Raw genomic sequence first — 24,896 nt, forward strand, 5'->3', positions numbered from 1 at the left:
TTTTTTCTTATCTCATGAAATTACCGATTCTCTCTTTAACAACGATCCTAACCCTGACCCTGGGAGTCCTGCAAACCGCAAAATCCCAAACTATTCCCAAGGAAGAACTCATTTTCCTGACCTCCGAATGGAAAGGGGAGCGTTTCCCCGATGGCCGTCCCAAGATCTCCGACGACCTCGTTCGCCGTGCCAAGGAAATCAACACCGAAGAAGCCTGGGTTGTACTCAAAAACGAGGGATACAACTGCCAATTCGAAGGCAACTGGAAGATCGTGCACGACGATGTCGTAATCGCCGGACGTGCAGTAACGGCGCAGTTCATGCCTTCACGCCCCGATATTGAGAAAAACATCAAGGATCGCGGCGCCAAAAACGGCCGGATCGGCAATACCAATTCCTGGCCGATCGATGTGCTGACCAAAGGAGACGTATATGTGGCCGACGGTATGGGCAAGATCGTGGAAGGAACGCTGATCGGCGACAACCTGGCGAACTCTATTTTTGCAAAAACCGGTAACGGTGTCGTGTTCGACGCCTCGGTGCGTGATTTGGATGGCTTATCCAAGATCCCCGGTTTCAATGCATTTGTACGCGATTTCGATCCGTCCTACCTGAAAGACGAAGTTTTGACAGGCCTCAACACACCCATCCGAATCGGCAGGGCCATCGTTCTGCCGGGCGACCTCGTACTGGCGAAAAAAGAAGGCGTGATTTTCATCCCTGCACATATGGTCGAAAAAGTGGTGCAAACTGCTGAATTCATCGCATTGCGTGACAAGTTTGGCATTCAAATGCTGAAAGAAGGCAAATACACGCCAGGCCAGATCGACAGCCAATGGAGCGATACGTTAAAAAACGACTTTCTGAAATGGCTTGATAAAAATCCGAACGAAATCCCGATGAAGCGTTCGGAGCTCGACGAATACATGAAAAAAAGAACCTGGTAAGAGAGTAACCCGGCCTGGTTTTCAGCATTTCCTGTTTGGTAAAGCGAACAGGAAATTTTCTTCCCTTTTTTCAAATAGCATTTTAAATACATTTATATGAATATTTACAAGCTCCTGTCCGGCGTTGCTGCGGTTTGTCTGCTGATAGCACTCTATCTGGCATTCAGCGGAAACCTGCCTTCGGCCGGTCCCTTTTTTATCGCGTTTTTCCTTTCGCTTGCCATCAGTTTCCGCGGCTACGAAAAACTGAAAGGTTTTACCTACACCACCGTCATTTTCGCCGCAGTAACCACTGCCTTGTATTACCCGCAACACTTCCTCTCGGTGGGTGACTTTAAATTGGCCGCGCTCATCACCCCGTTGATCCAGATCATCATGTTCGGAATGGGTACTTCCATGAGCTTCGGTGATTTTGTAGGAGTTGTCAAGATGCCCAAAGGTGTGCTGATCGGCGTTGTAAGCCATTTTATTATTATGCCAACCATCGGTTATACGCTGGCTAACCTCAGCGGTTTCCCGCCGGAGATCGCAGCAGGAATCATCCTCATCGGCTGCTCGCCCAACGGTATGGCTTCCAATGTGATCTCCTATCTCGCAAAAGCAAATCTTGCTTTGTCGATCACCATTACTGCCATTTCAACCATGCTTGCGCCCATTGTAACACCCGTCCTGATGAGCATGCTCGCTGGCGCTTTCGTAAAGATCGATACCCTGCACATGATGTGGGACATTATCAAAATGGTGATCATCCCGATCGGCGCTGGTTTGGTATTCAACAAGCTTTTCAGCGGTAAGGTAAAATGGCTCGATGCCGCCATGCCGCTGGTTTCCATGGGCGGGATCGCATTCATTATCGTGATTATCACTGCCGCTGGCCGGGACAGCCTGTTGTCTATCGGTCCGGCATTGCTGCTGCTCGTACTGATCCACAACCTGTCGGGCTACACGCTGGGTTACTGGTCGGGTCGTCTGTTCAGGATGAGCGAACGCGACTGCCGTACCATTGCTATCGAGGTAGGTATGCAGAACGGCGGTCTGGCTTCGGGGATCGCGAAAGAAATGGGTAAAATGGCAACTGTTGGTCTGGCACCTGCAATTTTTGGTCCATTGATGAACATTACCGGTTCCATTCTCGCCTCCTGGTGGCAGAGCAAGCCTACCGGCGATGAAGATACTTATGTAGAAACAGGCAGGGCCCATTAAACAAGCGAGGCGCAGTTTCAGCTGCGCCTCGTTTTGTTATTATATTGTGATGCTGAAGCGACCGGGCCGCTCAGACTGACATCTCTGCTTTTCCCTCTCCTCCCTTCTCCTTTCCTCCCTCCTTCATCAATCTTCTTCCAGCAAAAGCTGCATATAGATCAGGTCAAGCCACTGGTCAAATTTATAAGCCACTTCTTTGAGATAACCTTTTTCCACAAAACCGTATTTCTTGTGAAATTCGATGCTGGCGCGGTTGGAAGCGTCTATGCAGCCGATCATGGTGTGCAGTCCCGATTCCTTCGCGCGCTGGATGAGACTCCCCAGCAATTTGCCGCCAACGCCCATTCCCCGCGATTTTTCATCGAGGTAAATAGAATGCTCCACACTGAATTTGTACCCGATTTTGGGACGGAAAATATTGTAGGAACCATAACCGATCACTTCGCCTTCCAGCTCTGCAACAATCACCGGCATACCGTCATTGAACATCTGTTCAAACCAGGCCTTTTGCTGTTCAATGGTCCTGGGTTCGTAATCATAAATAGCCGTGGTGTTCAGAATAGCGTGGTTAATAATTTCTAACAGCGAAGGCAGATCCTTAGGAGCGGCACTTCTGATGATCAGATCCATCAAAATAAAAGAGGTCGTTATCTAGGTTTATTATTAAGGTCAAAAATACCTTATAATTTTAGAAAATTTCACGTCCTTCCCTCCATCCGCTGTACGTTTTTTTATAATTCTTTTGAAAATCGGGTTTTTAGAATAGCTTTGCTTCAACTTTAGGGGTGTCCCGACATGCGGACTGAGATCATACCCTTTGAACCTGATGCAGCTAGTACTGCCGAAGGGAAAAGCAGGAGATACTGTTATTAATGTATCTCTGTTATTCTTTCCAATAGGTCCATTCCTAAGGTTTTACGCAAAACTGAATTTGGAATGGAAATCACAATCAACGGTCAGTCCAGAGAAGTCGCCGCGCCATGCTCGGTAGGGGCACTCTTGTCCGAACTGTTTCCGACCTCTGCCAAAGGCATCGCCATCGCCATCAACCAATCGGTCGTTCCCAGATCCGATTGGCCCGCCCGCCTACTCCGGCCTCACGACCAGGTTACACTCATTACCGCCACCCAGGGCGGCTAGCCCCGGCATGCCCACGCATTTCAAACATTAAACAGAACATTTATGAAAACTGAAAAAACACCGGAAACCATTACCCGGGCTCCATTTCCCAATTCCAGAAAAATATACATCAAAGGTCAGCTGCACGACATCGCAGTGGCCATGCGCGAGATCGCGCTGACGGACACCCGCATCCACGGCAAACCGGGCGCATTGGAAAAGAACCCATCCGTCACGGTTTACGATACCAGCGGCCCGTTTACCGACCCTGATATTCAAATCGATGTAAAAAAAGGCCTTCCTGCATTACGCGCAGCCTGGATTCGCAGACGTAACGACGTGGAGGAACTGGATACCATCAGCTCCGAATATGGCCGTCTCCGCCTGGCCGATGCCAAACTCGACCACCTGCGTTTTGCCCATAACAGCAAACCGCTGCGCGCCAAAACCGGCCGGAATGTATCTCAACTGCATTACGCGAAAAAAGGCATCATTACCCCTGAGATGGAATACATCGCCATTCGCGAAAACCAGCGGATTGACCAGCAAATGCAGGAATTGAATGGGAAAGCAGCCGTACTCGGACAACAGCATCCTGGCCACAGCTTCGGTGCCAATACGCCTAAAAGCCACATTACTCCGGAATTTGTACGCGAGGAAGTAGCGGCAGGCCGGGCTGTGATCCCTTCGAACATCAACCACCCTGAAAGTGAACCCATGATCATCGGCCGCAACTTTTTGGTGAAGATCAATGCCAACATCGGTAATTCGGCGGTTTCCTCCACGATCGAAGAGGAAGTGGAAAAGGCAGTCTGGGCATGCCGCTGGGGCGCGGATACCATTATGGACTTGTCCACAGGCAAGAACATCCACGAAACCCGCGAATGGATCATCCGCAACTCCCCGGTTCCCATTGGTACAGTCCCCATTTACCAGGCACTGGAAAAAGTGAATGGCAAGGCAGAAGATCTGACCTGGGAATTATTCCGCGATACGCTGATCGAGCAGGCAGAGCAGGGTGTGGACTATTTTACGATCCATGCCGGTGTGCTGCTGCGCTACATCCCGTTGACCGCCAAACGCATTACCGGCATCGTGTCCCGCGGGGGCTCCATTATGGCAAAATGGTGCCTGGCCCATCACAAGGAAAACTTTCTTTACACCCATTTCGAAGAGATCTGCGAGATCATGAAGGCCTATGACGTAGCCTTCTCGCTGGGCGACGGGCTTCGTCCGGGCAGCATTGCCGATGCCAATGACGCTGCGCAATTTGCAGAGCTGGAAACGCTGGGCGAACTCACCAAAATTGCCTGGAAGCATGATGTACAGACGATCATCGAAGGCCCCGGCCATGTTCCAATGCACCTGATCAAGGAGAATATGGAAAAGCAGTTGCAACATTGCCACGAAGCCCCATTCTATACGCTCGGACCATTGACAACCGACATTGCACCGGGCTATGATCACATCACCTCGGCTATCGGCGCGGCGATGATCGGCTGGTTCGGAACGGCAATGCTTTGTTATGTGACACCCAAAGAGCATTTGGGCTTACCCAACAAAAAGGATGTCAAAGACGGTGTAATCACCTACAAGATCGCCGCCCATGCTGCCGACCTTGCCAAGGGACATCCCGGCGCACAATACCGCGACAATGCATTGAGCAAGGCCCGGTTCGAATTCCGTTGGGAAGATCAGTTTAATCTTTCCCTCGACCCGGATACGGCGCGGGAATTCCACGACGAAACACTGCCTGCCGAAGGAGCAAAAATCGCTCATTTCTGCTCCATGTGCGGCCCTAACTTCTGCTCGATGAAGATCACCCAGGACGTCCGCGAATACGCCGAGGAGAACGGACTGGTCACCGAGGAAGCCGTTTCGGAAGGAATGCAGCAAAAGGCGCGTGAATTTGCCGAGAAGGGGAGCGAGATCTATTTATAGGATGGAACTCATTGTTATATCACATCCCGAAAAATTGGAGGGCGAAGCGGATGTTATCAATACGCTTTTTACAGAAGGTCTGTCATGTCTGCATTTGAGAAAACCCGGCTATTCGGAAGAACAGCTGGCAGACTTACTTTCAGAGATCGAACCTGCCTGGCGGGAGCATATTTCTTTGCATCAGCACCACACCCTGGCCGGGCGGTTTGGAATCCGGAGGCTGCATTTTACGGAGACTGCCCGGAATGCGGTTTCTTCTCAACACCTGGCCGCATTGTATGCTTCCGGATTCATACTGAGCACATCCACCCATGACCCGGAAACGTTGCGGACATTGCCGGAGTGTTTCAGTTACATTTTTCTCGGGCCGGTCTTTGATAGCATTTCAAAAGAGGGCTACCGGGCCGCGATGCCAAAGGATTTTAAATTAGAACGATCAGGGTTTCCAGGAAAAGTGATCGCGCTCGGAGGCATTGATCACGCCAACCTCGCGCTGGTGCGGGACATGGGTTTCGATGGCGCGGCCGCGCTCGGCACGATCTGGCAGAAGCCGAAGGACGCTCTGGCACAGCTCCGGCGCCTCTACGCCGGGTTGAAACCTGGCGGTTGGGACTTGGTGGGTACCGGCCCCGGATTAAAACCTGGAGTTGGGGAGCTGAGCGCAGGGAGTGATGGTATGGTCGAGCCAGACGGCGGCTCAGCGAGCGCGCAGGACACATCGCAGCGCTATCCAACTACGATCGATCGGCTGCACTTCATTTCCAACGAGACCGAAACGATGTCGCACATCGACAGCGTCCGCCTCGCACTGGAAGCAGGCTGCCGGTGGATACAGCTGCGGGTAAAAAACCGGACGGAAGAAGAAGTACTTCCATTGGCCTGGGAAGCCACGCGCCTATGCGACAGCTATGCCGCCAAACTCATTATCAACGACTTCCCGCGCATAGCCCAGGCCGTGGAAGCCTACGGGTTACATCTGGGCCTCACAGACACGCCTGTACCCGAGGCGCGCGCGCTCGTAGGCGACGATATGATCATCGGCGGTACCGCCAACACCTGGGAAGACATTGCATTACGGATTGGGGAAGGAGCTGACTACATCGGTCTGGGCCCTTTCCGGTTTACCAGTACCAAGCAAAACCTGAGTCCCGTTGTCGGCGAAGCGGGTTATCATGCATTGCTGACCCAAATGGCAAACAAGGGACAATCCATACCCATTATCGCCATTGGCGGCATTCTGCCCGACGACATCCCTATCCTTCGCTCGGCCGGTGTGTATGGCGTAGCAATGTCCGCGGCGATCATCAGTGCGGACGACCCAAAAGAAACTGTTCATCAAATCCAGCAAGCATTATGTTGACCATTGCAGATCAGACATTCCAATCCAGGCTCTTTACAGGCACTGGCAAATTCAGTTCGGCGCAGGTGATGGAAGAGGCGTTGCTAGCTTCGGGCTCCGAGCTGGTAACTGTGGCTTTGCGCCGCGTTGATGTACACGACGACACCGACGCTATCCTGAGCCATCTGACCCATCCACGCATCAAGCTGTTGCCCAATACCTCCGGCGTCCGTACCGCGAAGGAAGCCGTTTTCGCGGCGCAGCTCGCCCGGGAGGCATTGGAAACCAACTGGCTCAAACTCGAAATTCACCCGGACCCCAAGTACCTGCTCCCCGACCCGATCGAAACATTGAAAGCGACGGAAGAGCTGGCCCGGCTGGGTTTCGTCATATTCCCCTACATCCACGCCGACCCGGTACTGTGTAAAAGACTGGAAGAAGCCGGCGCATCCGCAGTAATGCCGCTCGGCTCGCCGATTGGGAGCAACAAAGGGCTCAAAACCATTGATTTCCTGGAAATCATTATCGAACAGAGCAGGGTTCCTGTGGTGATCGACGCGGGTATCGGCGCTCCATCCGATGCAGCAAAGGCAATGGAAATCGGCGCGGATGCGGTGCTGGTGAACACGGCGATCGCGGTGGCCGGCGATCCGGTGGCGATGGCCGAAGCATTCAGGCTGGCCGTACAAGCGGGCAGAATGGCTTACGAGGCAAGATTAGGAGCAAAAGGAAATATGGCGAGCGCCAGCAGCCCATTAACAGCATTTCTGGATGAGCTTTAAAGACGAGTTCGAAAAACACCATTGGGACACGGTGAAAGCAAGTATTTATGCTAAAACCGCGGCAGACGTGGAAAGGGCATTAATGGCTCCCAAAAGGACACTGGAAGATTTCAAAGCGCTGGTTTCTCCGGCCGCTGCCCCCTATCTGGAACCCATGGCAAGGCTTAGCCGGCAACTGACGCAGAAGCGTTTCGGCAAAACCATTCAGATGTATGTGCCGCTGTACCTTTCCAATGAATGTACTAATATATGCACCTATTGCGGGTTCAGCCTGGATAACAAAGTCAGGCGTAGGACATTGACCTCCCGCGAGATCCTGCAGGAAGTGGAGGTGATCAAGGCAATGGGCTATGACCATGTACTTCTGGTCACCGGTGAAGCCAACCAGACCGTTCATGTCGATTATTTCAAAATGGTGCTGGACCTGATTCGTCCGCATTTCGCTCAGGTATCGATGGAAGTACAGCCATTAGACCAAAATGAATATGAGGAGCTGATTCCGCTGGGGCTGCATTCCGTACTCGTGTACCAGGAAACCTATCACCGGGACGACTACCGGAAGCATCATCCCAAAGGCAAGAAATCAAATTTCAACTATCGGCTCGAAACACCGGACCGGCTGGGCAAGGCCCGTATACACAAAATGGGCCTCGGTGTACTTATTGGCCTGGAAGATTGGCGTGCCGACAGTTTTTTCACCGCATTGCATTTGAACTACCTCGAAAGAACCTACTGGCAGACGCGATACAGCCTGTCGTTTCCTCGCCTCCGCCCTTTTTCCGGCGGCCTCGAACCGAAGGTCGAAATGTCGGACCGGGAACTGGTACAGCTGATCTGCGCTTATCGGATTTTCAACGGGGAAGTGGAAATATCGCTTTCCACGCGTGAATCCGAGGAATTCAGGAACCATTGCATTCAACTCGGTGTAACATCCATCAGCGCAGGCTCCAAGACCAATCCCGGAGGCTATGCCGTAGAGCCCGGATCGCTGGAACAATTCGAAATCTCCGACGAACGGAGCCCTTCAGACGTCGCGGCGATGATCCGTACGACGGGTTATGAACCGGTATGGAAAGACTGGGATGCCGTGCTGGTTTGAAAACAAATTGATAGTTTCGTATTCTGAAACGATATAGTGATGCTGGAACCGATCGAAAGAAAAAGATATAGCCGACAGATTCTATTACCGGAAATGGGCCTTGCCGGGCAGGAGAAGCTGCGGGCTGCCAAGGTGGTAGTCGTGGGGGCGGGTGGACTGGGTTGTCCGGTGTTGCAATATCTCGTTGCCGCGGGTGTCGGAGAGATCGGTATTATCGATGACGATGCCGTAGATCTCACGAACCTGCACCGGCAAATCCTCTACTCAGCGCACGATGTAGGCCAGAACAAAGCCATCACGGCAGTTGAAAAACTGGCGATACTCAATCCGTTTGTACAACTGACCGCTTATCCCGACCGGCTCTATGCCGAAAACGCAACCGACTTGCTGAGTGGCTACGATCTGGTGATCGACGGCTCCGACAATTTCGAAACACGTTATCTGGTCAATGATTTTTGTGTATTATTGAACAAACCCTTTGTTTTCGGATCGATATTACGCTTCGAAGGACAGGTATCGGTTTTCAATTATCAGCGAGGGCCTACCTACCGTTGTCTCTTCCCGGATGCCGAGGAGGGCGACAATTGTGCCGAAGCAGGTGTAATAGGGATATTGCCGGGGATCATCGGTACCTATATGGCCAATGAAGCTATCAAGATCATTGTCGGCATTGGCGAGCCTTTGTCAGGTCAATTGCTGGTCATCAATACACTAACGAACAGCACTTCTGTTTTTAAATTTTCGCGATCCGCAGACGCTTTACTGCCCCATCCTCCTAAAAAAGAGTTGCGAAAGGCCGAAGAAAACGCCGGGCTGCCGAAGGAGATGTCTTTTGAAACATTTGAAGCGTTAAAAGAATCTGATCCCGAAAGCGTCTTCCTGGTAGATGTCCGGGAATACAACGAATTCGAAGCGGACAATTTTGGAGGTGAAAACATCCCGTTGTCAGATATTCCGGAAAGCATTCCGGGTTTCCCCGCCGGCAGAATCGTGGTATTCTACTGCCAGAGTGGAAAACGAAGTATGCAGGCTGCCACGTTACTCATGCAGAGCGGGTACGGAGGATCGGCCTACTGGGCCCAGCATTGGTAGAATTTGTTCAATAAAGGCGAAGTGTATGCAGATCAAACCGTCACCTGCGCTTTCCGGCATGGTAAGGCATTTTCTGATCCTGGAAACCGACCAGGCAGCTACGATGCGTATTTTTTCAGACGGGAACACCGGACTGGCCTTCAATTATGGTGACCCGCTTTTTCATCACACGGCACAAACCTTTACACCGGAACCCCTGCCCGCCCATTTTCTCTATGGCCAGCTGGATAACTACCAAAACCTGATCGCCACGGGCCGAATACGGCTCCTGATCGCCGTCCTTCACCCGTTTGCCGCCAGCCTACTGTTGAAAATACCTGCTAACAAGCTCAAAAATCAGATTTTGAGCCTGGACACCTTTCGGAGCACTGATGTACATTCTTTACCTGAACAGCTGGAAGGCATTTCTACATTTGCAGGAAAAATCAGTCTTATTGAAAACTGGCTGCTTGGAATATCCGGAGCCGATTTCCGGGGTGTTTCTCTCGTGGCAGAGGCAGTGGGTCTCATCCATTCTGCGCACGGCCTGCTTACCGTCGCGCAAATGGCTTCCATTCTCCGGGTTCATGAAAGACAGGTCCAGCGCGTTTTCGAACATCAGGTAGGTATTTCACCCAAACGCTACGCCGGCATCACCCGCATTCAATACTTTTTGAAATTGCTCCGGACCAAAGAGCACGATACTCCCCTTGCCGGGCTCGCGTATGAAGGCGGTTTTTATGACCAGGCCCACCTGATACGGGAGTTGAAGAACGTATCCGGCCTTACTCCCACCCAATACATTCACAGCCAGAACCTCCTGGCTGCAAACCTGATACATATTCCGGCATAACTGTCGGGTTTGTACAATACAAGACCGATCCCGTCGCTTACTTTTGGTAAAAAACAGGAAAAGCTATGGAACCTATCAAAATCGCGACCGCTCAGTTCGAAAACAAGAGCAACGATAAAGCCTATAACCTTGACGTAATCCGGCAAATGAGCGCTCAGGCAGCTCAGGAGGGCGCAAAAGTGATTGCATTTCATGAATGCTCGGTAACAGGTTATTCATTTGCCAGGCACTTGTCCCGCGAACAGTTACTCGACGTCGCCGAGCCGATCCCCGATGGCCCGAGCATCCGGTTACTGCAAAATATCGCCACTGAAAATGACATCGCCATTCTGGCCGGTTTGTTTGAAAAAGATGCCGACGGCAACATGTACAAGGCCTATGTCTGTGTAGATCGCAACGGCCTGATTGCGAAATACAGAAAACTCCACCCGTTTATCAATCCGCATCTTACGCCCGGCGACCAGTATGTCATTTTTGATCTGTACGGCTGGAAATGCAGCATTCTGATCTGCTATGACAACAACATCATCGAGAATGTCCGGGCGACAAAGCTGCTTGGTGCCGACATCATCTTCATGCCACATGTAACGATGTGTACGCCTTCTACCCGCCCGGGCGCGGGATTCGTGGATCCGGCACAATGGCAAAACCGCGAAGCAGACCCCACCTCGCTGCGTCAGGAATTCGACGGACTGAAAGGCCGCGCATGGCTCATGAAATGGCTTCCCGCACGTGCTTACGACAACGCAGTGTACGCGATCTTCTCCAACCCTATCGGAATGGACGATGACCAGTTGAAAAACGGCTGTTCCATGATCCTGGATCCCTATGGCGACATCATCGCCGAATGCCGCAAACTGGACAACGACCTGGCGATTGCCACCATTACCCCAGAAAAACTACAACGCGCGGGCGGCTACCGTTACCTGCAAGCGCGCAGACCGGAACTTTACGGGAACATTATCGGGCAGGAACACCGTTCGGAGCAACGGGTAATATGGCTATAAAACCTAATTTCGTCGGTCATACCCTATGAATTTAGCTAAATTTATAGGGTCTATTCGATAAATTCAGCTAAATTTGTCGAATAGATTAATAGCACCCCATGAGCTTCCCCAGATATATCTTCAATGAAATGCTGCGGCAAATCCGTTCTAACAAGGTGCTAACGCTGTACGGAGCCCGGCGGGTAGGAAAAACGTTTCTCCTTCGGAACATTCAGGAGCGCTTTGATGGAAAATCTCTTTTCCTGAATGGGGAAGATCTGGACACGGCCGCTTTGCTGTCCGATCGCCGTGTAACTTCCTTTCAGCGCTGGGTTGCCGACATCGAATTGCTGCTGATCGATGAGGCGCAAGTCGTGCCTGAAATCGGAAAATCGCTCAAACTGCTGATCGACTCGTTCCCTAAACTGACGATCATCGCCAGCGGCTCCTCCGCTTTCGAGCTGTCCAACAGAACGGGAGAGCCGCTGGTAGGAAGGCAAATCAATTACCAGTTGTTTCCAATAGCTCAGCTTGAATTATCTGAGAAGGAAAACTACATTGAGACCCGGCAGCAACTCGAAAACCGCCTGATCTTTGGCAGCTACCCCGACGTCCTGCTTGCAGAAACTGCCGAAGCCAAAACCGACTATCTCAAAGGCCTGACAAACTCCTATCTTCTGAAAGACATCCTCACATTCGAACAGGTAAGGCACTCCCATAAAATGCTGCAGTTATTACAGCTGGTTGCTTATCAAACCGGCCAGGAAGTGTCTTACGACGAATTATCGAAAACCCTGCAAATTGACCGCAGCACGGTGGAACGATACCTCGATCTGTTCTCGAAAGTCTTCATCATATTCCGGCTGGGCGGGTATAGTCGTAACCTGCGCAAGGAAGTAACCAAATCATCCAAATGGTACTTCTTGGACAACGGAATCCGTAATTCACTCATTAATAACTTTTTACCGATAAATCAACGACAAGACACCGGTGCATTGTGGGAAAATTATCTGATCGCAGAACGCATCAAATATAACTTCTATTCCAGAAAAAATCCGCTTTGCTATTTTTGGCGAACCTACGATCAACAGGAACTCGACTGGCTCGAATTGGCAGACGAAAAACTGGCAGGATATGAATTTAAATGGAATGACAGTAAGGTCAAATTTCCGAAGGCATTTGTTGAAGCGTACCCCGATGCCGCTACGCATTGGATCAACCGGGATAACTTCATCGATTTCGTACAAGGAATTGTATAAACTACAATGACCTCGGGTACTTTAAGTAAAAATTTAATAATCTATCAATTACGTAGATTAAATAGTTTTGCTATTTTTGTAATCTCAAAAATTCCAAAATTCTAAAATTTACGGTAATGCTTGCAAAAGTCCTCGCCCTCAGGCTCCCTTCATCAGCAACCTGGTACCTCATTCCTGCCGCGATTATTGTGCTGCTTGTGGGTGTGCTGCTGACAAGCGGAGTGATCGCTGTCAGCGCCGAAGAGGTTACCTCATTCCTGACTGGAGACTTTGCATTATACGTACTCGTGGGATTGGGTGCGCAGCTGGTGGACGGCGCGCTGGGTATGGCCTACGGTGTTACCTCGAACTCTTTCCTCCTCAGTTTGGGCGTTACTCCGGCAGTTAGCAGCGCAAGCGTCCATTTCGCCGAAATGTTTACGACCGGCGCATCGGCAATATCCCACTTCCGGTTCAAGAATATCAATAAGAAGCTGTTCAAAAGTCTGCTGATCCCCGGGGTTGCGGGCTCCATCGTGGGTGCCTACCTGCTTTCCGACGTCATCGACGGCAACGCTATTAAACCCTTCATCGCCTTCTATATGCTGATACTTGGGGTCATTATCATCCGCAAGGCAATCCAAAAGAACATTGTTAAAAATAAAACCAAACGCATCAGCGTACTCGCTGCGACCGGTGGCTTCCTCGATTCGATCGGTGGAGGCGGGTGGGGTCCTATCGTCACCTCCACACTGTTGGGGCAAGGACGCGATCCACGTTACACCATCGGGTCTGTAAACGCGGCGGAATTTGCGGTGGCATTCGCCAGCGGAATTACGTTCATGCTTTTCACGGGTGTAGACAGCTGGAAAGTGGTTTTGGGACTGATCGTCGGTGGTGTTATGGCTGCACCGTTCGGGGCGATGCTCGTGGGCAAGATCAAACGTAAACCGTTGATGCTGCTAGTCGGCACATTGGTAATCGGCCTGAGCATCCGCACGATACTCCTCAGCATTTAATGATGTCATTCCGCCGTATTCCGGTGCATTTTGCCTAATTTTACGGGAAACAGGCACATTTTATGCTCTCCGACTTCGGTTATATTCTCCTATTCATCATTGCCGCACTCATCCTTCTGGGTGTGATGCTCACCATTGCCAGGTTCTTACGTCCGGACAAACCCAATGAAGAGAAGCTAACCACCTACGAATCCGGAGAAGCCCCCCTCGGCAATGCGAATATCCAGTTCAATGTGCGTTTTTATGTAGTCGCATTGATTTTCGTGCTCTTCGAAGTTGAGTTGTTGTTTCTCTTCCCCTGGTCTGTCGTTTTTGGGAGTGAGGAGCTTATTGCGCAAACCAATGGGCAATGGGGCTGGTTCGCCATGGCGGAGATGACAGTGTTCATCGGTATCCTGATTTTAGGGCTCGCATATGCATGGGCGAAGGGTTACCTGGATTGGGTATTGCCGAAACCACTGATCCCTGAAGTGAAGTCTCATGTCCCGGCCGACCTCTATGCCAGGGTGAACGAACGCTACCAAAAGCAGGGCTAATTCCAATAACCTGATAACCAGTATTATAAATTATTGGATTCGTGCAGGGTTTTGCTGGATTATATTGACAGTTACTTAAAAATTGCCGATTTTGGCCGGGTAGTATACTGATCAATCATCAACAAAAACATCTCATGGAAGCTTTTGCGATCAACCTGCGCAGGTTCCGGGCGGAAAGGGGCTTTTCCCAAAGTTACATGGCACTCCTGCTGGAAATGAACGAAGAGTCCTATTCCGGACTGGAAGACGGTTCATCTCTTCCGTCAGTGCCTGTTCTCAAACTTTTATCCCAGATCTTCAAAACGCCCATCCCCGAACTGATTTCCGATCTGCCGTTACGAAAAACAGCTCAAAAAGCCCCCGGGGCGCACTTTACGCCCGAATTACTGAGCGAAGCCGACAAAGATACTTACATCCGGATACTCGAAAATCAGCTTCGGATTTTACTCGCTGAAAAAAACGGGGCCGACTGACCTCAGTGCATTCCTCGCCACTTTTTCGCATGCGGTTTCGGGAAGAAAACCAGTCCGATCTGCGTGTAGATCTGGTTCGTTTTAAGTCTGGATAAGTCGTCGACCGTCACATTATCTCCTTTCCATTTTCTGCGGCCTAAAATAGGTTGATGATAGGTGACTTTGCCGCTCAGATGTACTTTGTCGTGAATTTTGGGTAGAAAATTCATTTTATAATCGACCCCTATTCCGCCATGCAGGTTAATATTTCCGGTAAAAAGCTTCACGGACTGGTAAGCCGACGGATTGTTGAGCAATTGTTGCATGGTGGCCGAAGCGTTGCTTTTAATGCTCATCCTGTACAGCATGAAATCGGCACCGAGCGGAATGGTCACATTCCAGCGGGACGTGTTCACGAGCTTGGGGCCGCCATCGGTACCGATCCCAATCCCGTTGAAGTATGCTTTTCTTTCATCGCGGTCGGTCGTATAATTGGTGCTGTTCATGATGATGATCCTGGCCTCCGAAAACCATTTATCCGACTCCGTGCGCCTGGCAAGGACCAGGTTTCCCATGAATGAAGTAAACGGCTTGACTTGTAATCTGGCCAGCTCATCGCGGATGGCCTTGTTATTGGGCAGCAGACCGAATTCGGCATAGATCGCCATTCCTGTCTTGAAAATTCTCACGGTAGAATCAGTCTGCGCATGGGAATTCCGCGCGATAACAGTCAGGAAGAGAAAGCAGAAGAGTAATTGGTGTTTCATACAGCTGAAGTGTTGTGTTTGTTTTGTAACGCAGTCCTAAACCTATTCTTGCCAAATATGGTTACTTTTGCAAGATGGTGAAAGCTCTTTTAAAGCAATATCCGTACCAACTCCCGACTTCCCGAAATATTCATGAGTGAACGAATCAAAACCGGCGATGGCGGCATTATCCTGACGAATGCCGAGGACCTGATGAACTGGGCCCGCTTATCGTCATTATGGCCCATGGGTTTCGGGCTGGCCTGCTGCGCTATCGAAATGATGGCAACGTACGCAGCCAATTATGACCTGGAGCGATTCGGAATCATGCCAAGGCCTTCGCCCCGGCAATCGGATGTGATGATCGTCGCAGGTACCGTTACATTCAGGATGGCCGACCGTATACGCAGATTGTACGAACAAATGCCGGAACCGAGATATGTCATTTCAATGGGTAGTTGCTCCAACTGCGGAGGACCGTACTGGGAGCATGGCTACCATGTGGTCAAAGGTGTCGACCGGATTATTCCTGTGGATGTGTATGTACCCGGGTGCCCGCCCCGCCCCGAAGCACTCATTGGCGGCTTTATGAAATTGCAGGAAAAAATCCGCGGAAAACAGGAGGTCGTACCCGAGCTCTTTCTGGAAATGGAAGCTGCCGGCAAAGAAGCCGCCTTAAATTAATACTACCTCATGACTTTTCAGGAAATTACCGACAGCATTATTACCCGCTTTCCGGAATACGATATCGTTACGGACACCAAAAGCCCCCAGCCTGCATTAGTTGTCGCGACGCAGGGAATCGCTGACATCTGCCGGTTACTGCACGAAGATGAAAGGTTTTATTTTGACTACCTGGCCTGCATTACAGCCATCGATAACGGGCCGGCTGCGGAAACAATGGAGCTGATTTACCACCTGACGTCGATCCCATACGGCGTGGACCTGATCCTGAAAACCATTTTCCCGAGAAATGCCCCTGACGCCCCACTGCCTCGCGTACCCACGGTAAGCAACATATGGCGTACAGCCGACTGGCACGAACGGGAAGCCCATGATCTGATGGGCATTCATTTCGAGGGCCATCCCGACCTCCGGCGAATCCTTCTTCCCGAAGACTGGGAGGGATATCCCTTGCGCAAAGATTACACGGCACAAGAGCGTTATCACGGAATTTACGTTCGTTACGAGGACGGAAAATCCGAAGAACCGGTCGCGGATCCTGACAGAGTTTAGGAAACCGCTTTGTGAGCGCATAGCAAATAATCACCGAGATTTGGTAGCATGGAAAAGCCTCGTTATTTTTCGTTACCAAATTTTAATGATCACCCGCATGCGCTTCATCGTACTGACCGCCCTCTTTCTAGGTTTTTTGCATTCTGCATCCGCCACCACCGACTCACTCATTATTAAAGGCAGGATCCAGAACCTGAACGGAAGACTTTACAGGCAAGCACCTTTCATTACATTTTCACGCAATAACATACTGCAACCGCAGTCGGAGCTCAGCAAGCAGGCCTCTCTCGAAGCGGATGGCAGCTTTCGGGTCTCACTCCCCATTCTTTTCCCACAGGAGGAAATTTATATGGATTACGGCGGGAAGGCCTTCACGACCTTTCTGGGCTCACCGGGCACTGTCGAAGTTACGTTCAATGGAGATTCTATCGGGAAGGCTAAAAAGTTATTTTTCTTTGCGGGCGTCAATGCAGACGCCAATAACCAATACCCGCTTTACCTGGCAGCCGAAGGCCAACGCCTGAATAGCAGCATTACGCTCGGGACCAGCTTTTTTAAGAATTTTTGGGATAAAAGCCCTTCCGACGCGAGATTCGCCGCAGAACAAAGAGGGGAGTTGCGCCTTGGGTCGATACAAACTGCCACACAGCATACCGTTGCTTCCCCCGCATTGTATCAGTGGGTCAAGTCCATCACCGATGAGGAGCAGTTGCAGCTGCTCTACGAACACGCCCTGGGCAACCAGTATACCATCAGCAAGAGCCTGCTCGACAGCCTCAAAAGGCTGGACAAGGCACCGCTCACCGGGCAGCGGGTGATCTGGGCCAACCGCTTCGGCAATTATGCAGATCTAATGGTGGAAGGAAAGAAATTCGATAACCCGAGCCGCACCAATTCCCTTCCCGTAAAACTGATGGCCTCTCTGATCCGCAATAATGCGGCGAACCTTTCGGCAGAAGACCGGCAACGTCTTAACCAGATTATCGACAATGGACTGGCGGAAAAAAGCGAATTGGATTTCATGAACAAAATATTCGCACGCAATGAGTTGATATTGAACCTGTTGTTCAATTACGAGCGAGAAAGCAGGATCTATGGGGATCTTTACGACAGTACGGCCACCGAATTCCTGAAAGTAAGATATCTCACAAAAAACCTGTATAAATATACCTACAAACAGCAGGAACTGCTGAGCAAACATATCCAATCCCGGACCGGCATTCCGCAGTTCAGACAGTCATTAGACGAGATCATCAGACTGGAAACCAAGGACAGCAGTGATATCAAAAAACTGGTTGAATTTAAAAATGTCCGGACAGAGCCTGTCGAGGCTTTACCCGGCTATTACCTGACTGCTTCGAATGACCGGGGAAATGCCTGGTTCAACCGCATAGTGGATGGCTTAAACGGGAAAACCATTTATCTTGTAAAATGGAACATCGAAGATCCCAAAAGCCGGGAGGAACTGGATTTTATTCCAGCATTGCAAGCACGCTTACCAGAGGATATCATATTTCTTTATGTTCATCTTTCGGCCGATGACTACTCCGTTTCCGATGCCCTTTTGAAACAATACATCGTCAGACATAAATTGAAAGGTGTTCACATGTCGGTTAACGACACCCAGATGATGGATTTGCTGTTCAGGCTCAATCCGCTGGATCCGGGTACATTCTCCATTATCAGGCCTAACGGGAAATTTGCACTCAAAAATGCCTCTGCGCCAAGTGCACAGGAAAAGACCGCTCAGGCGCTTATCGAGGCCAATCGCCCTTAGTTTTGGTTTACCGGCTATACCTGGCACAGGTGCGTTTACGTTAAGTCTGTTGGTCTGGAATCTGGATAGTCCATGTGTAAATATCTGTTGCTGTTTTTAATGCTCTCCTTTTTTGCTTCGGCTCAAAATACCGACAGCCTGGAAACGCACAGCCGCGACAGTATCCGTTACACCAACCTCAAAGCGAGGATGTCCAAAACAAAGTTTTCCCGGGCTGTTTACCGCTTATTGTTCAGAGATGTCTATAACCAGGGAAAAATTACGGAGGTAAAGGAGATCGAAACCAACCCATTCACTCCTTACGAAGGAATGGTGATCCGGAAAATTTACATCCGGCAGCTAAATATCCTCGGCGAATCGGTATATGATACAACGCGTAAGGGGAACCAATTGGAGAGGTTTCTGAGTAAAAGCGTTCATACCAACACCCGGGAGGGCATTATCCGGCGTTCCTTCCTGTTGTTTTCAGAAGGAGATGATATTCAGGCACATGTATTAAAAGATACCGAGCGGCTGCTACGTGCAAACCGGATGTTCGTCGATGCGCGGATCATCGTCATTCCCCGCAAGGACGTCACCTGGATGGCCGATGTGATGGTGCTGATACAAGATTCGTGGTCGCTCAACTTCTCCGGGAGTTTCAGTTCTTTTAAAAAATTCAGGGTCGGGCTTGAAAATATCAATGTGCGCGGGACTACGCATTCGCAGCGAACCGCCATTAAATGGGATTCCACGTTTCAGTTCAGGACCATTTACACGGTTCCTTACATCGGCAAAACCTTCATTACGGCACAGGCAAGCTTCATTTTGGAACGTGAGTTGAAAGAACAATCCATACGAATGTACCGTCGCTTCATCACCATTGAAACCAAGTATGCGGGTGCATTGGAATTCGGACATTATAATACGAGGCAATTTAAACGGGAAGTGGAAACCACCGACTCGCTGCGACTTTTACTAACCGATTACAAATACTACGATTTCTGGATCGGACGCTCATTCAAATTTCCATTTCGCAACAGTAAACTCGCCCAGAACTCACGGATTGTGACCGCTTTCAGGCATAATAAATATGATTACGACAAGCGCCCGGAGGTATCGCCCATCCTCAACAAAAATTACTGGAACCGTACTGCCACGCTCGTCAGCCTCGGGTTTTCCAACCGTAACTATAAACGCGACGTATTGATCTACGGCTTCGGACGGACGGAGGACGTACCGGTTGGCAGCCTTTTCGCATTGACGATCGGCCGTGAGAATACGGAATTTGGAACGCGTGGTTATGGCGGGATCCAGTTTGCAAGCGGTAAATACCTGCCACATAACCTTGGTTACCTATACACCCTCGCCAACCTGGGTACTTATTCCAAAAACGGGAAAGCACAACAGGGCGTAATTAACGGGGAGATCAACTATATCAGCAATCTCATCCCGTTCCGACACAGCTTTTTCCGGCAATTTGTCAATATCAAATTTGCCAAAGGAATCAACAGGGACCCGCTCGACTACCTCAATATCAGCGGTGACCGTGGCATAAGGGGTATCAACAACGACAGGCTGATTGGAACCAAAAAATTCACGATCGGTACCGAAACGGTTTTCTTTTCGGATAAAAGCCTTTTAGGATTCCGGATCGCGTATTTTGTTTTCGCGGATCTTGGGCTGGTGAATGGTGTGCCGCATCTCTGGGAAAGCCCGCTTTACCAGGGTTACGGCCTCGGGTTACGCCTCCGGAACGAAAATCTGGCATTCAACACACTGCAATTGCGCTTCGGGTACTACGTCAATATACCCGAACTTTCCTCTCCTACCCGCTTTGCAACTTCCGGCAATGTGCCACTGCGTCTTCGCGACTTCGACATCTCCGCTCCGGCAATAGCGCCTTTCCAGTAACTCGAAAATCACACCAAATACATACTGGTTATCAAGCACTTAAACCTTCATTTTTAAAATTTTACAGTTATTTCAAGTGGCAACCCCTCCTTTTTCGGATATGAGGATTAACTTTGTGGAATTTTTGGACGTACCCCTGCTCAAAATCGCCAGGCAACACCAAAAGTTGTTAAAGTATTTCCTTCAATTCTACAAATTTCCATTTACTGTGCCCAAAAATACGAATATCAATTCCGTTCTGATTATCGGTTCAGGTCCCATTGTCATCGGTCAGGCGTGCGAGTTTGACTACTCAGGCTCTCAGGCAGCCCGTTCACTACGCGAAGAAGGGATTGAGGTAGTTCTGATCAACTCCAATCCTGCAACAATCATGACTGACCCTATCAGTGCAGATCATGTGTACCTGTTGCCACTGGAAAAGAAGTACATCGTTGAAATTCTGGAAAAACACAAGGCGATGGGTAAGCCCATCGATGCGGTACTTCCCACTATGGGAGGCCAAACGGCGCTAAACCTGGCAATTGATTGCGATAAGGCAGGTATCTGGAAAAAGTATGACATTGAGATTATCGGTGTGGACATCAAGGCGATCGAAACTACCGAAGACCGGGAGAAATTCCGTCTGAAAATGCTGGAACTCGGCGTGAACGTCTGCGAAGGACGTACCGCACGTTCCTTCCTGGAAGGGAAAGAGATAGCCCAGGAAATCGGCTTCCCTTTGGTAATCCGCCCTTCATTTACACTGGGTGGTACAGGGGGTGGTTTTGTGGAAAAAGAAGAAGACTTCGACAAAGCCCTCAACAATGGCCTGCATGCATCTCCTGTACACGAAGTACTGGTGGAGCAAAGTGTAATGGGCTGGAAGGAATATGAGCTCGAACTGCTCCGCGACAGCAAGGGAAACTTCATCATCATCTGTTCGATCGAGAACTTTGACCCGATGGGTGTACACACCGGTGACAGCATTACGGTAGCCCCGGCAATGACCCTTCCTGATACATTATACCAGCAAATGCGTGATCTCTCGATCAAAATGATGAACGGGATCGGGAAGTTTGCGGGTGGATGTAACGTGCAGTTTTCGGTGAATCCGGCTGACGACAAGATCATTGCGATCGAGATCAATCCGCGTGTTTCCCGCTCATCGGCACTCGCATCGAAGGCAACCGGTTACCCTATTGCCAAAATCGCTGCGAAAATGGCGATCGGTTACAACCTCGACGAATTGATCAATCCGATCACCGGCAGCACTTCCGCATTCTTCGAGCCTACAATCGACTACGTAATCGTAAAGGTACCACGCTGGAACTTCGACAAATTCAAAGGTGCCGACCGCACCTTAGGTCTGCAAATGAAGTCGGTTGGTGAAGCAATGGGTATAGGACGTAACTTCCAGGAAGCATTGCAAAAGGCTTGTCAATCGCTGGAAATACGCAGAAACGGCCTCGGCGCCGACGGCCGCGAGCTACGTGACCAGGAGGCAATCAAACACAGCTTGCAACATCCGAGCTGGGACCGCCTGTTCCATATATATGACGCGTTCAAAATAGGCCTGTCGTTCAAAACGATTCAGAACCTAACCAAAATAGATGCCTGGTTCCTACGCCAGATCGAAGAACTGATCGAACTGGAACACGAAATTGAGAAATTCGACCTCGAAGACCTGCCAAAGGACCTGCTCCTGACAGCGAAACAAAAAGGCTACGCCGACCGTCAGATCGCCCACTTGCTGAACACCAAGGAAAGCAAGGTGTACGATCGCCGCAAGACATTAGGTATCAAGCGTGTTTACAAGTGCGTTGACACCTGCGCGGCTGAGTTCGAAGCCAAAACACCTTACTATTACTCTACTTTCAATACTTCGCAGGAATTTCCTGATAACGAATCGATTGTCAGCGACCGTAAGAAAGTGGTAGTATTGGGTTCAGGTCCTAACCGCATTGGCCAGGGTATCGAATTCGATTACTCCTGTGTACACGGCGTACTGGCGGCCAAAGAGGCTGGTTATGAAACAATCATGGTAAACTGTAACCCTGAAACCGTTTCGACCGACCCGGATATTTCTGATAAGCTCTATTTTGAACCTGTTTTCTGGGAGCATGTTTTCGATATCATCGAGCACGAAAAACCCGAGGGCGTAATCGTGCAGCTGGGCGGGCAAACCGCTTTGAAGATGGCTGAAAAGCTCGAAAAATACGGTGTGAAGATCATCGGTACCGACTACCACTCGCTCGACTGGGCAGAAGATCGCGGACGTTTCTCTTCACTGCTTGAAGATCTGGGTATCCCCTTCCCGAAATTCGGAACGGTAAGAACTTCGGATGCTGCTGTTGAGCTTTCGCGTACACTGGGCTTCCCCTTGCTTGTACGCCCCAGCTACGTATTGGGTGGTCAGAGCATGAAGATCGTGATCAACGAGAAGGAACTGGAACAACATGTAGTAAAAATCCTGCAAGACATTCCCGACAACAACATCCTCCTTGACCACTTCCTCGAAGGCGCACTGGAAGCGGAGGCAGATGCCATCTGTGACGGTGAAGACGCTTACATCATCGGTGTCATGGAACATATCGAGCCGGCAGGTATCCACTCCGGTGACTCACACGCTGCATTGCCTCCATTTGACCTTACAGAGGACGAAATCCGCCAGATCGAAGAGCACACCCGCAAAATTGCGCTGGCAATGAATGTAAAAGGACTTATCAACGTACAGTTCGCGATAAAAGAAGGCGTAGTGTATGTGATTGAAGCCAATCCGCGTGCATCACGTACCGTACCGTTTATTTGCAAGGCTTATCAAGAGCCGTACGTAAACTACGCTACCAAACTGATGCTGGGTGTTAAAAAAGTGAAGGATTTCGATTTCAAACCAAAGAAAAACGGCTGGGCGATCAAAATTCCGGTATTCTCGTTCAACAAATTCCCTAATGTGAATAAGGAACTGGGACCTGAAATGAAGTCTACCGGTGAGGCGATCTATTTCATCAAGGATCTTGAAGACGAATTCTTCCAGAAGATCTACGGTGAAAGGAACCTTTACCTGAGCCGCTAAGATTCAGCATATAAACAGAACGAGCCCGGAATTGATCCGGGCTCGTTCTGTTTATAGCTTCAAGAGCTTCTATTTCACTTCCTCATAATCGACATAATCTCCGCCTTTGAACCGGGAGGAATCATTTCCGTTGGGTGGTGTGGTGTCCACCCGGATACCACCCGGCTTGGTGCGGGCTCTCTCCTGCTGCTGTTGTGCACGGTATGCTCTTTCCTGTTGCTTGACCAGCTGCCTGCCCACCAGCAGGTGGAAAAGAAATCGCCGGAAAAACGGGACGAAGGCGATCAGAAGCAGAAATATGAAAATTATTTTAAACACCATATTCATCTTTCAACATTTTTTTACCTCAATCAATAACGTAAACGTAGCATAAATAGCACACGAATATAAGTAAAACCTCATGAAAGACGAAACCGGACACTGAGCGGCGTTATCGGATTACGGGCGGCATGGCATCAAATCTCAATGGCCTTGCTGCTTTCCACGACCCGCTCATAATAGGCCTCGTAATGGGGCAGGATCTTGGCAACATCAAACTCCCTCGCCCTTGCCAGCGCATTCGTCTTGAAAGTCGGCAGGTTGGCGTCGTCTAGGATATAGGCAGCATGTTTTACCATATCCTCCACATCTCCTACGTCGCTGAGAAAACCTGTTACACCGTGTACGTTGAGCTCAGGCAGTCCGCCTGCATTAGATGTGATAATAGGCACTTCGCAAGCAAGTGCCTCAAGAGCAGCCAATCCAAAACTTTCCGACTCGGAAGGCATCAGAAACAGATCAGCAACAGACAACACTTCCTCGATCGCATCCAGTTTGCCTAAAAATCTGACATCCGAAAGCATATCCAGATCCTTGCAGAGTCGCTCGATGCGCATGCGATCCGGACCGTCCCCAACCAGCAACAACTTGCTGGGAAGCAGTTTTCTGAGCTTTTCGAAGATCATAATCACATCGTCGATCCTTTTGACCTTCCGGAAATTGGAGGTATGAACGATCAGCTTCTCATTATTCGGGCAGATCGCCAGCTTGAAATGATCTTTCTTTTGTCTGTTGAAACGATCGAGGTCGATGAAGTTAGGGATCACTTCAATGTCTTTGGTGATGTTGAAGTGGTCATAGGTGTCCCTTTTCAATGATTCGGACACTGCTGTAATGCCATCCGATTGATTGATACTAAAAGTAACCACCGGCTCATAAGAAGGGTCTTTCCCTACCAGCGTAATGTCCGTTCCGTGCAAGGTCGTGATCACGGGGATATTAATTCCCTGTGCTGCCAGGATCTGTTTTGCCAAATAAGCCGAAGAAGCATGTGGAATGGCATAATGCACGTGCAGGAGATCCAGCCCGGCGTTAGCTACCACATGTACCATTTCACTCGAAAGCGCCGATTCATAAGGTGGGTACTGGAACAACGGATAGGCGGGTATATTTACTTCATGGTAGTAAAGATTCTCATTAAAAAAATCCAGCCGCTGAGGCTGGGAATAGGTAATGAAATGAACCTGGTGGCCCGCTTTGGCAAGCGCTTTTCCAAGTTCGGTAGCTACCACTCCGCTTCCTCCGAAGGTAGGATAGCATACGATACCAATTTTCATAATAGGTCAGCA

At 50.0% G+C, this 24,896-nt stretch carries 23 protein-coding genes and 1 riboswitch; of the genes, 19 read left to right on the plus strand and 4 right to left on the minus strand.

Annotation, left to right across the window (positions count from 1 at the left end; translation table 11 throughout):
• The first annotated feature begins 14 nt into the window (after positions 1-14).
• Both BP71_RS15695 and BP71_RS15700 read left to right on the plus strand, forming a co-directional pair.
• The gene (locus tag BP71_RS15695) at positions 15-947 is read left to right on the plus strand and encodes an RraA family protein (protein WP_496380794.1); all 933 of its coding nucleotides are present in this window, start codon (positions 15-17) and stop codon (positions 945-947) included.
• A gap of 96 nt (positions 948-1,043) precedes the next feature.
• Positions 1,044-2,150: a bile acid:sodium symporter family protein gene (locus tag BP71_RS15700; RefSeq protein WP_496380795.1), complete on the plus strand. Its 1,107-nt coding sequence runs from the start codon at positions 1,044-1,046 to the stop codon at positions 2,148-2,150.
• A 126-nt stretch (positions 2,151-2,276) separates the two neighbouring features.
• Here the strand turns inward: BP71_RS15700 and BP71_RS15705 are convergent, their stop codons facing one another.
• Positions 2,277-2,780, minus strand: a complete 504-nt coding sequence (locus BP71_RS15705; protein WP_496380797.1) for a GNAT family N-acetyltransferase — start codon at positions 2,778-2,780, stop codon at positions 2,277-2,279.
• A 141-nt stretch (positions 2,781-2,921) separates the two neighbouring features.
• Positions 2,922-3,017: riboswitch (TPP riboswitch) on the plus strand.
• A gap of 69 nt (positions 3,018-3,086) precedes the next feature.
• On the opposite strand from BP71_RS15705, the gene thiS reads away from it, so the two are divergent.
• The 12 genes from thiS to BP71_RS15765 all read left to right on the plus strand — a co-directional run bounded on the left by thiS (position 3,087) and on the right by BP71_RS15765 (position 14,606).
• Positions 3,087-3,290, plus strand: coding sequence for a sulfur carrier protein ThiS (thiS, locus tag BP71_RS15710; protein ID WP_496380799.1), 204 nt, complete (start codon positions 3,087-3,089; stop codon positions 3,288-3,290).
• Positions 3,291-3,332: 42 nt separating this feature from the next.
• Positions 3,333-5,210 carry a phosphomethylpyrimidine synthase ThiC gene (gene thiC / locus BP71_RS15715; protein ID WP_496380801.1) on the plus strand — a complete coding sequence of 626 codons (1,878 nt, stop codon included), beginning with the start codon at positions 3,333-3,335 and terminating at the stop codon, positions 5,208-5,210.
• Between the two features lies 1 nt (position 5,211).
• A complete protein-coding gene (locus BP71_RS15720; RefSeq protein WP_496380803.1) occupies positions 5,212-6,570 on the plus strand; it encodes a thiamine phosphate synthase in 1,359 nt (452 codons plus the stop codon).
• Positions 6,564-7,331, plus strand: coding sequence for a thiazole synthase (locus BP71_RS15725; RefSeq protein WP_496380805.1), 768 nt, complete (start codon positions 6,564-6,566; stop codon positions 7,329-7,331). Before BP71_RS15720 ends, BP71_RS15725 begins: the two co-directional genes overlap by 7 nt.
• Positions 7,321-8,430 carry a 2-iminoacetate synthase ThiH gene (thiH, locus tag BP71_RS15730; protein ID WP_496380807.1) on the plus strand — a complete coding sequence of 370 codons (1,110 nt, stop codon included), beginning with the start codon at positions 7,321-7,323 and terminating at the stop codon, positions 8,428-8,430. The genes BP71_RS15725 and thiH overlap by 11 nt, the downstream gene beginning before the upstream one ends.
• 39 nt (positions 8,431-8,469) lie before the next feature.
• Positions 8,470-9,522: a molybdopterin-synthase adenylyltransferase MoeB gene (moeB, locus tag BP71_RS15735; RefSeq protein WP_496380809.1), complete on the plus strand. Its 1,053-nt coding sequence runs from the start codon at positions 8,470-8,472 to the stop codon at positions 9,520-9,522.
• A gap of 25 nt (positions 9,523-9,547) precedes the next feature.
• On the plus strand, positions 9,548-10,354 hold the full coding sequence (locus tag BP71_RS15740; protein WP_496380811.1) for a DUF6597 domain-containing transcriptional factor: 807 nt from the start codon (positions 9,548-9,550) through the stop codon (positions 10,352-10,354).
• A 65-nt stretch (positions 10,355-10,419) separates the two neighbouring features.
• The gene (locus tag BP71_RS15745) at positions 10,420-11,361 is read left to right on the plus strand and encodes a nitrilase family protein (RefSeq protein ID WP_496380813.1); all 942 of its coding nucleotides are present in this window, start codon (positions 10,420-10,422) and stop codon (positions 11,359-11,361) included.
• Positions 11,362-11,459: 98 nt separating this feature from the next.
• The gene (locus BP71_RS15750) at positions 11,460-12,599 is read left to right on the plus strand and encodes an ATP-binding protein (protein WP_496380815.1); all 1,140 of its coding nucleotides are present in this window, start codon (positions 11,460-11,462) and stop codon (positions 12,597-12,599) included.
• Between the two features lie 116 nt (positions 12,600-12,715).
• Positions 12,716-13,597, plus strand: a complete 882-nt coding sequence (locus BP71_RS15755; RefSeq protein WP_496380817.1) for a sulfite exporter TauE/SafE family protein — start codon at positions 12,716-12,718, stop codon at positions 13,595-13,597.
• Between the two features lie 62 nt (positions 13,598-13,659).
• Positions 13,660-14,133, plus strand: coding sequence for an NADH-quinone oxidoreductase subunit A (locus BP71_RS15760; protein WP_496380819.1), 474 nt, complete (start codon positions 13,660-13,662; stop codon positions 14,131-14,133).
• Between the two features lie 134 nt (positions 14,134-14,267).
• Positions 14,268-14,606, plus strand: a complete 339-nt coding sequence (locus BP71_RS15765; protein ID WP_496380821.1) for a helix-turn-helix transcriptional regulator — start codon at positions 14,268-14,270, stop codon at positions 14,604-14,606.
• Between the two features lie 2 nt (positions 14,607-14,608).
• Here BP71_RS15765 and BP71_RS15770 read toward each other — a convergent pair whose 3' ends face one another.
• Positions 14,609-15,352: a hypothetical protein gene (locus tag BP71_RS15770; protein WP_496380823.1), complete on the minus strand. Its 744-nt coding sequence runs from the start codon at positions 15,350-15,352 to the stop codon at positions 14,609-14,611.
• A 132-nt stretch (positions 15,353-15,484) separates the two neighbouring features.
• Here BP71_RS15770 and nuoB point away from each other — a divergent pair, with 132 nt between their 5' ends.
• The 5 genes from nuoB (at position 15,485) to carB (ending at position 23,289) form a co-directional block, all read left to right on the plus strand.
• Positions 15,485-16,015, plus strand: coding sequence for an NADH-quinone oxidoreductase subunit NuoB (gene nuoB / locus BP71_RS15775; RefSeq protein ID WP_496380825.1), 531 nt, complete (start codon positions 15,485-15,487; stop codon positions 16,013-16,015).
• 9 nt (positions 16,016-16,024) lie between these two features.
• A complete protein-coding gene (locus tag BP71_RS15780) occupies positions 16,025-16,567 on the plus strand; it encodes an NADH-quinone oxidoreductase subunit C (RefSeq protein ID WP_496380827.1) in 543 nt (180 codons plus the stop codon).
• 97 nt (positions 16,568-16,664) lie between these two features.
• Entirely contained in the window at positions 16,665-18,344 is a 1,680-nt protein-coding gene (locus tag BP71_RS15785) for a hypothetical protein (protein ID WP_496380829.1), read from the plus strand.
• Between the two features lie 72 nt (positions 18,345-18,416).
• Entirely contained in the window at positions 18,417-20,237 is a 1,821-nt protein-coding gene (locus BP71_RS15790; protein WP_496380831.1) for a BamA/TamA family outer membrane protein, read from the plus strand.
• Positions 20,238-20,445: 208 nt separating this feature from the next.
• Positions 20,446-23,289 (plus strand): carbamoyl-phosphate synthase large subunit, encoded by a 2,844-nt coding sequence (gene carB, locus BP71_RS15795; protein ID WP_496381845.1) that lies wholly within the window; start codon positions 20,446-20,448, stop codon positions 23,287-23,289.
• 69 nt (positions 23,290-23,358) lie between these two features.
• On the opposite strand, the gene BP71_RS15800 is transcribed toward carB, so the two are convergent.
• On the minus strand, positions 23,359-23,610 hold the full coding sequence (locus tag BP71_RS15800; protein WP_496380833.1) for a DUF4834 family protein: 252 nt from the start codon (positions 23,608-23,610) through the stop codon (positions 23,359-23,361).
• Positions 23,611-23,744: 134 nt separating this feature from the next.
• On the minus strand, positions 23,745-24,884 hold the full coding sequence (gene bshA / locus BP71_RS15805; protein ID WP_496380835.1) for an N-acetyl-alpha-D-glucosaminyl L-malate synthase BshA: 1,140 nt from the start codon (positions 24,882-24,884) through the stop codon (positions 23,745-23,747).
• Positions 24,885-24,896: the final 12 nt, after the last annotated feature.

The organism is Dyadobacter ginsengisoli DSM 21015 (assembly GCF_059568735.1).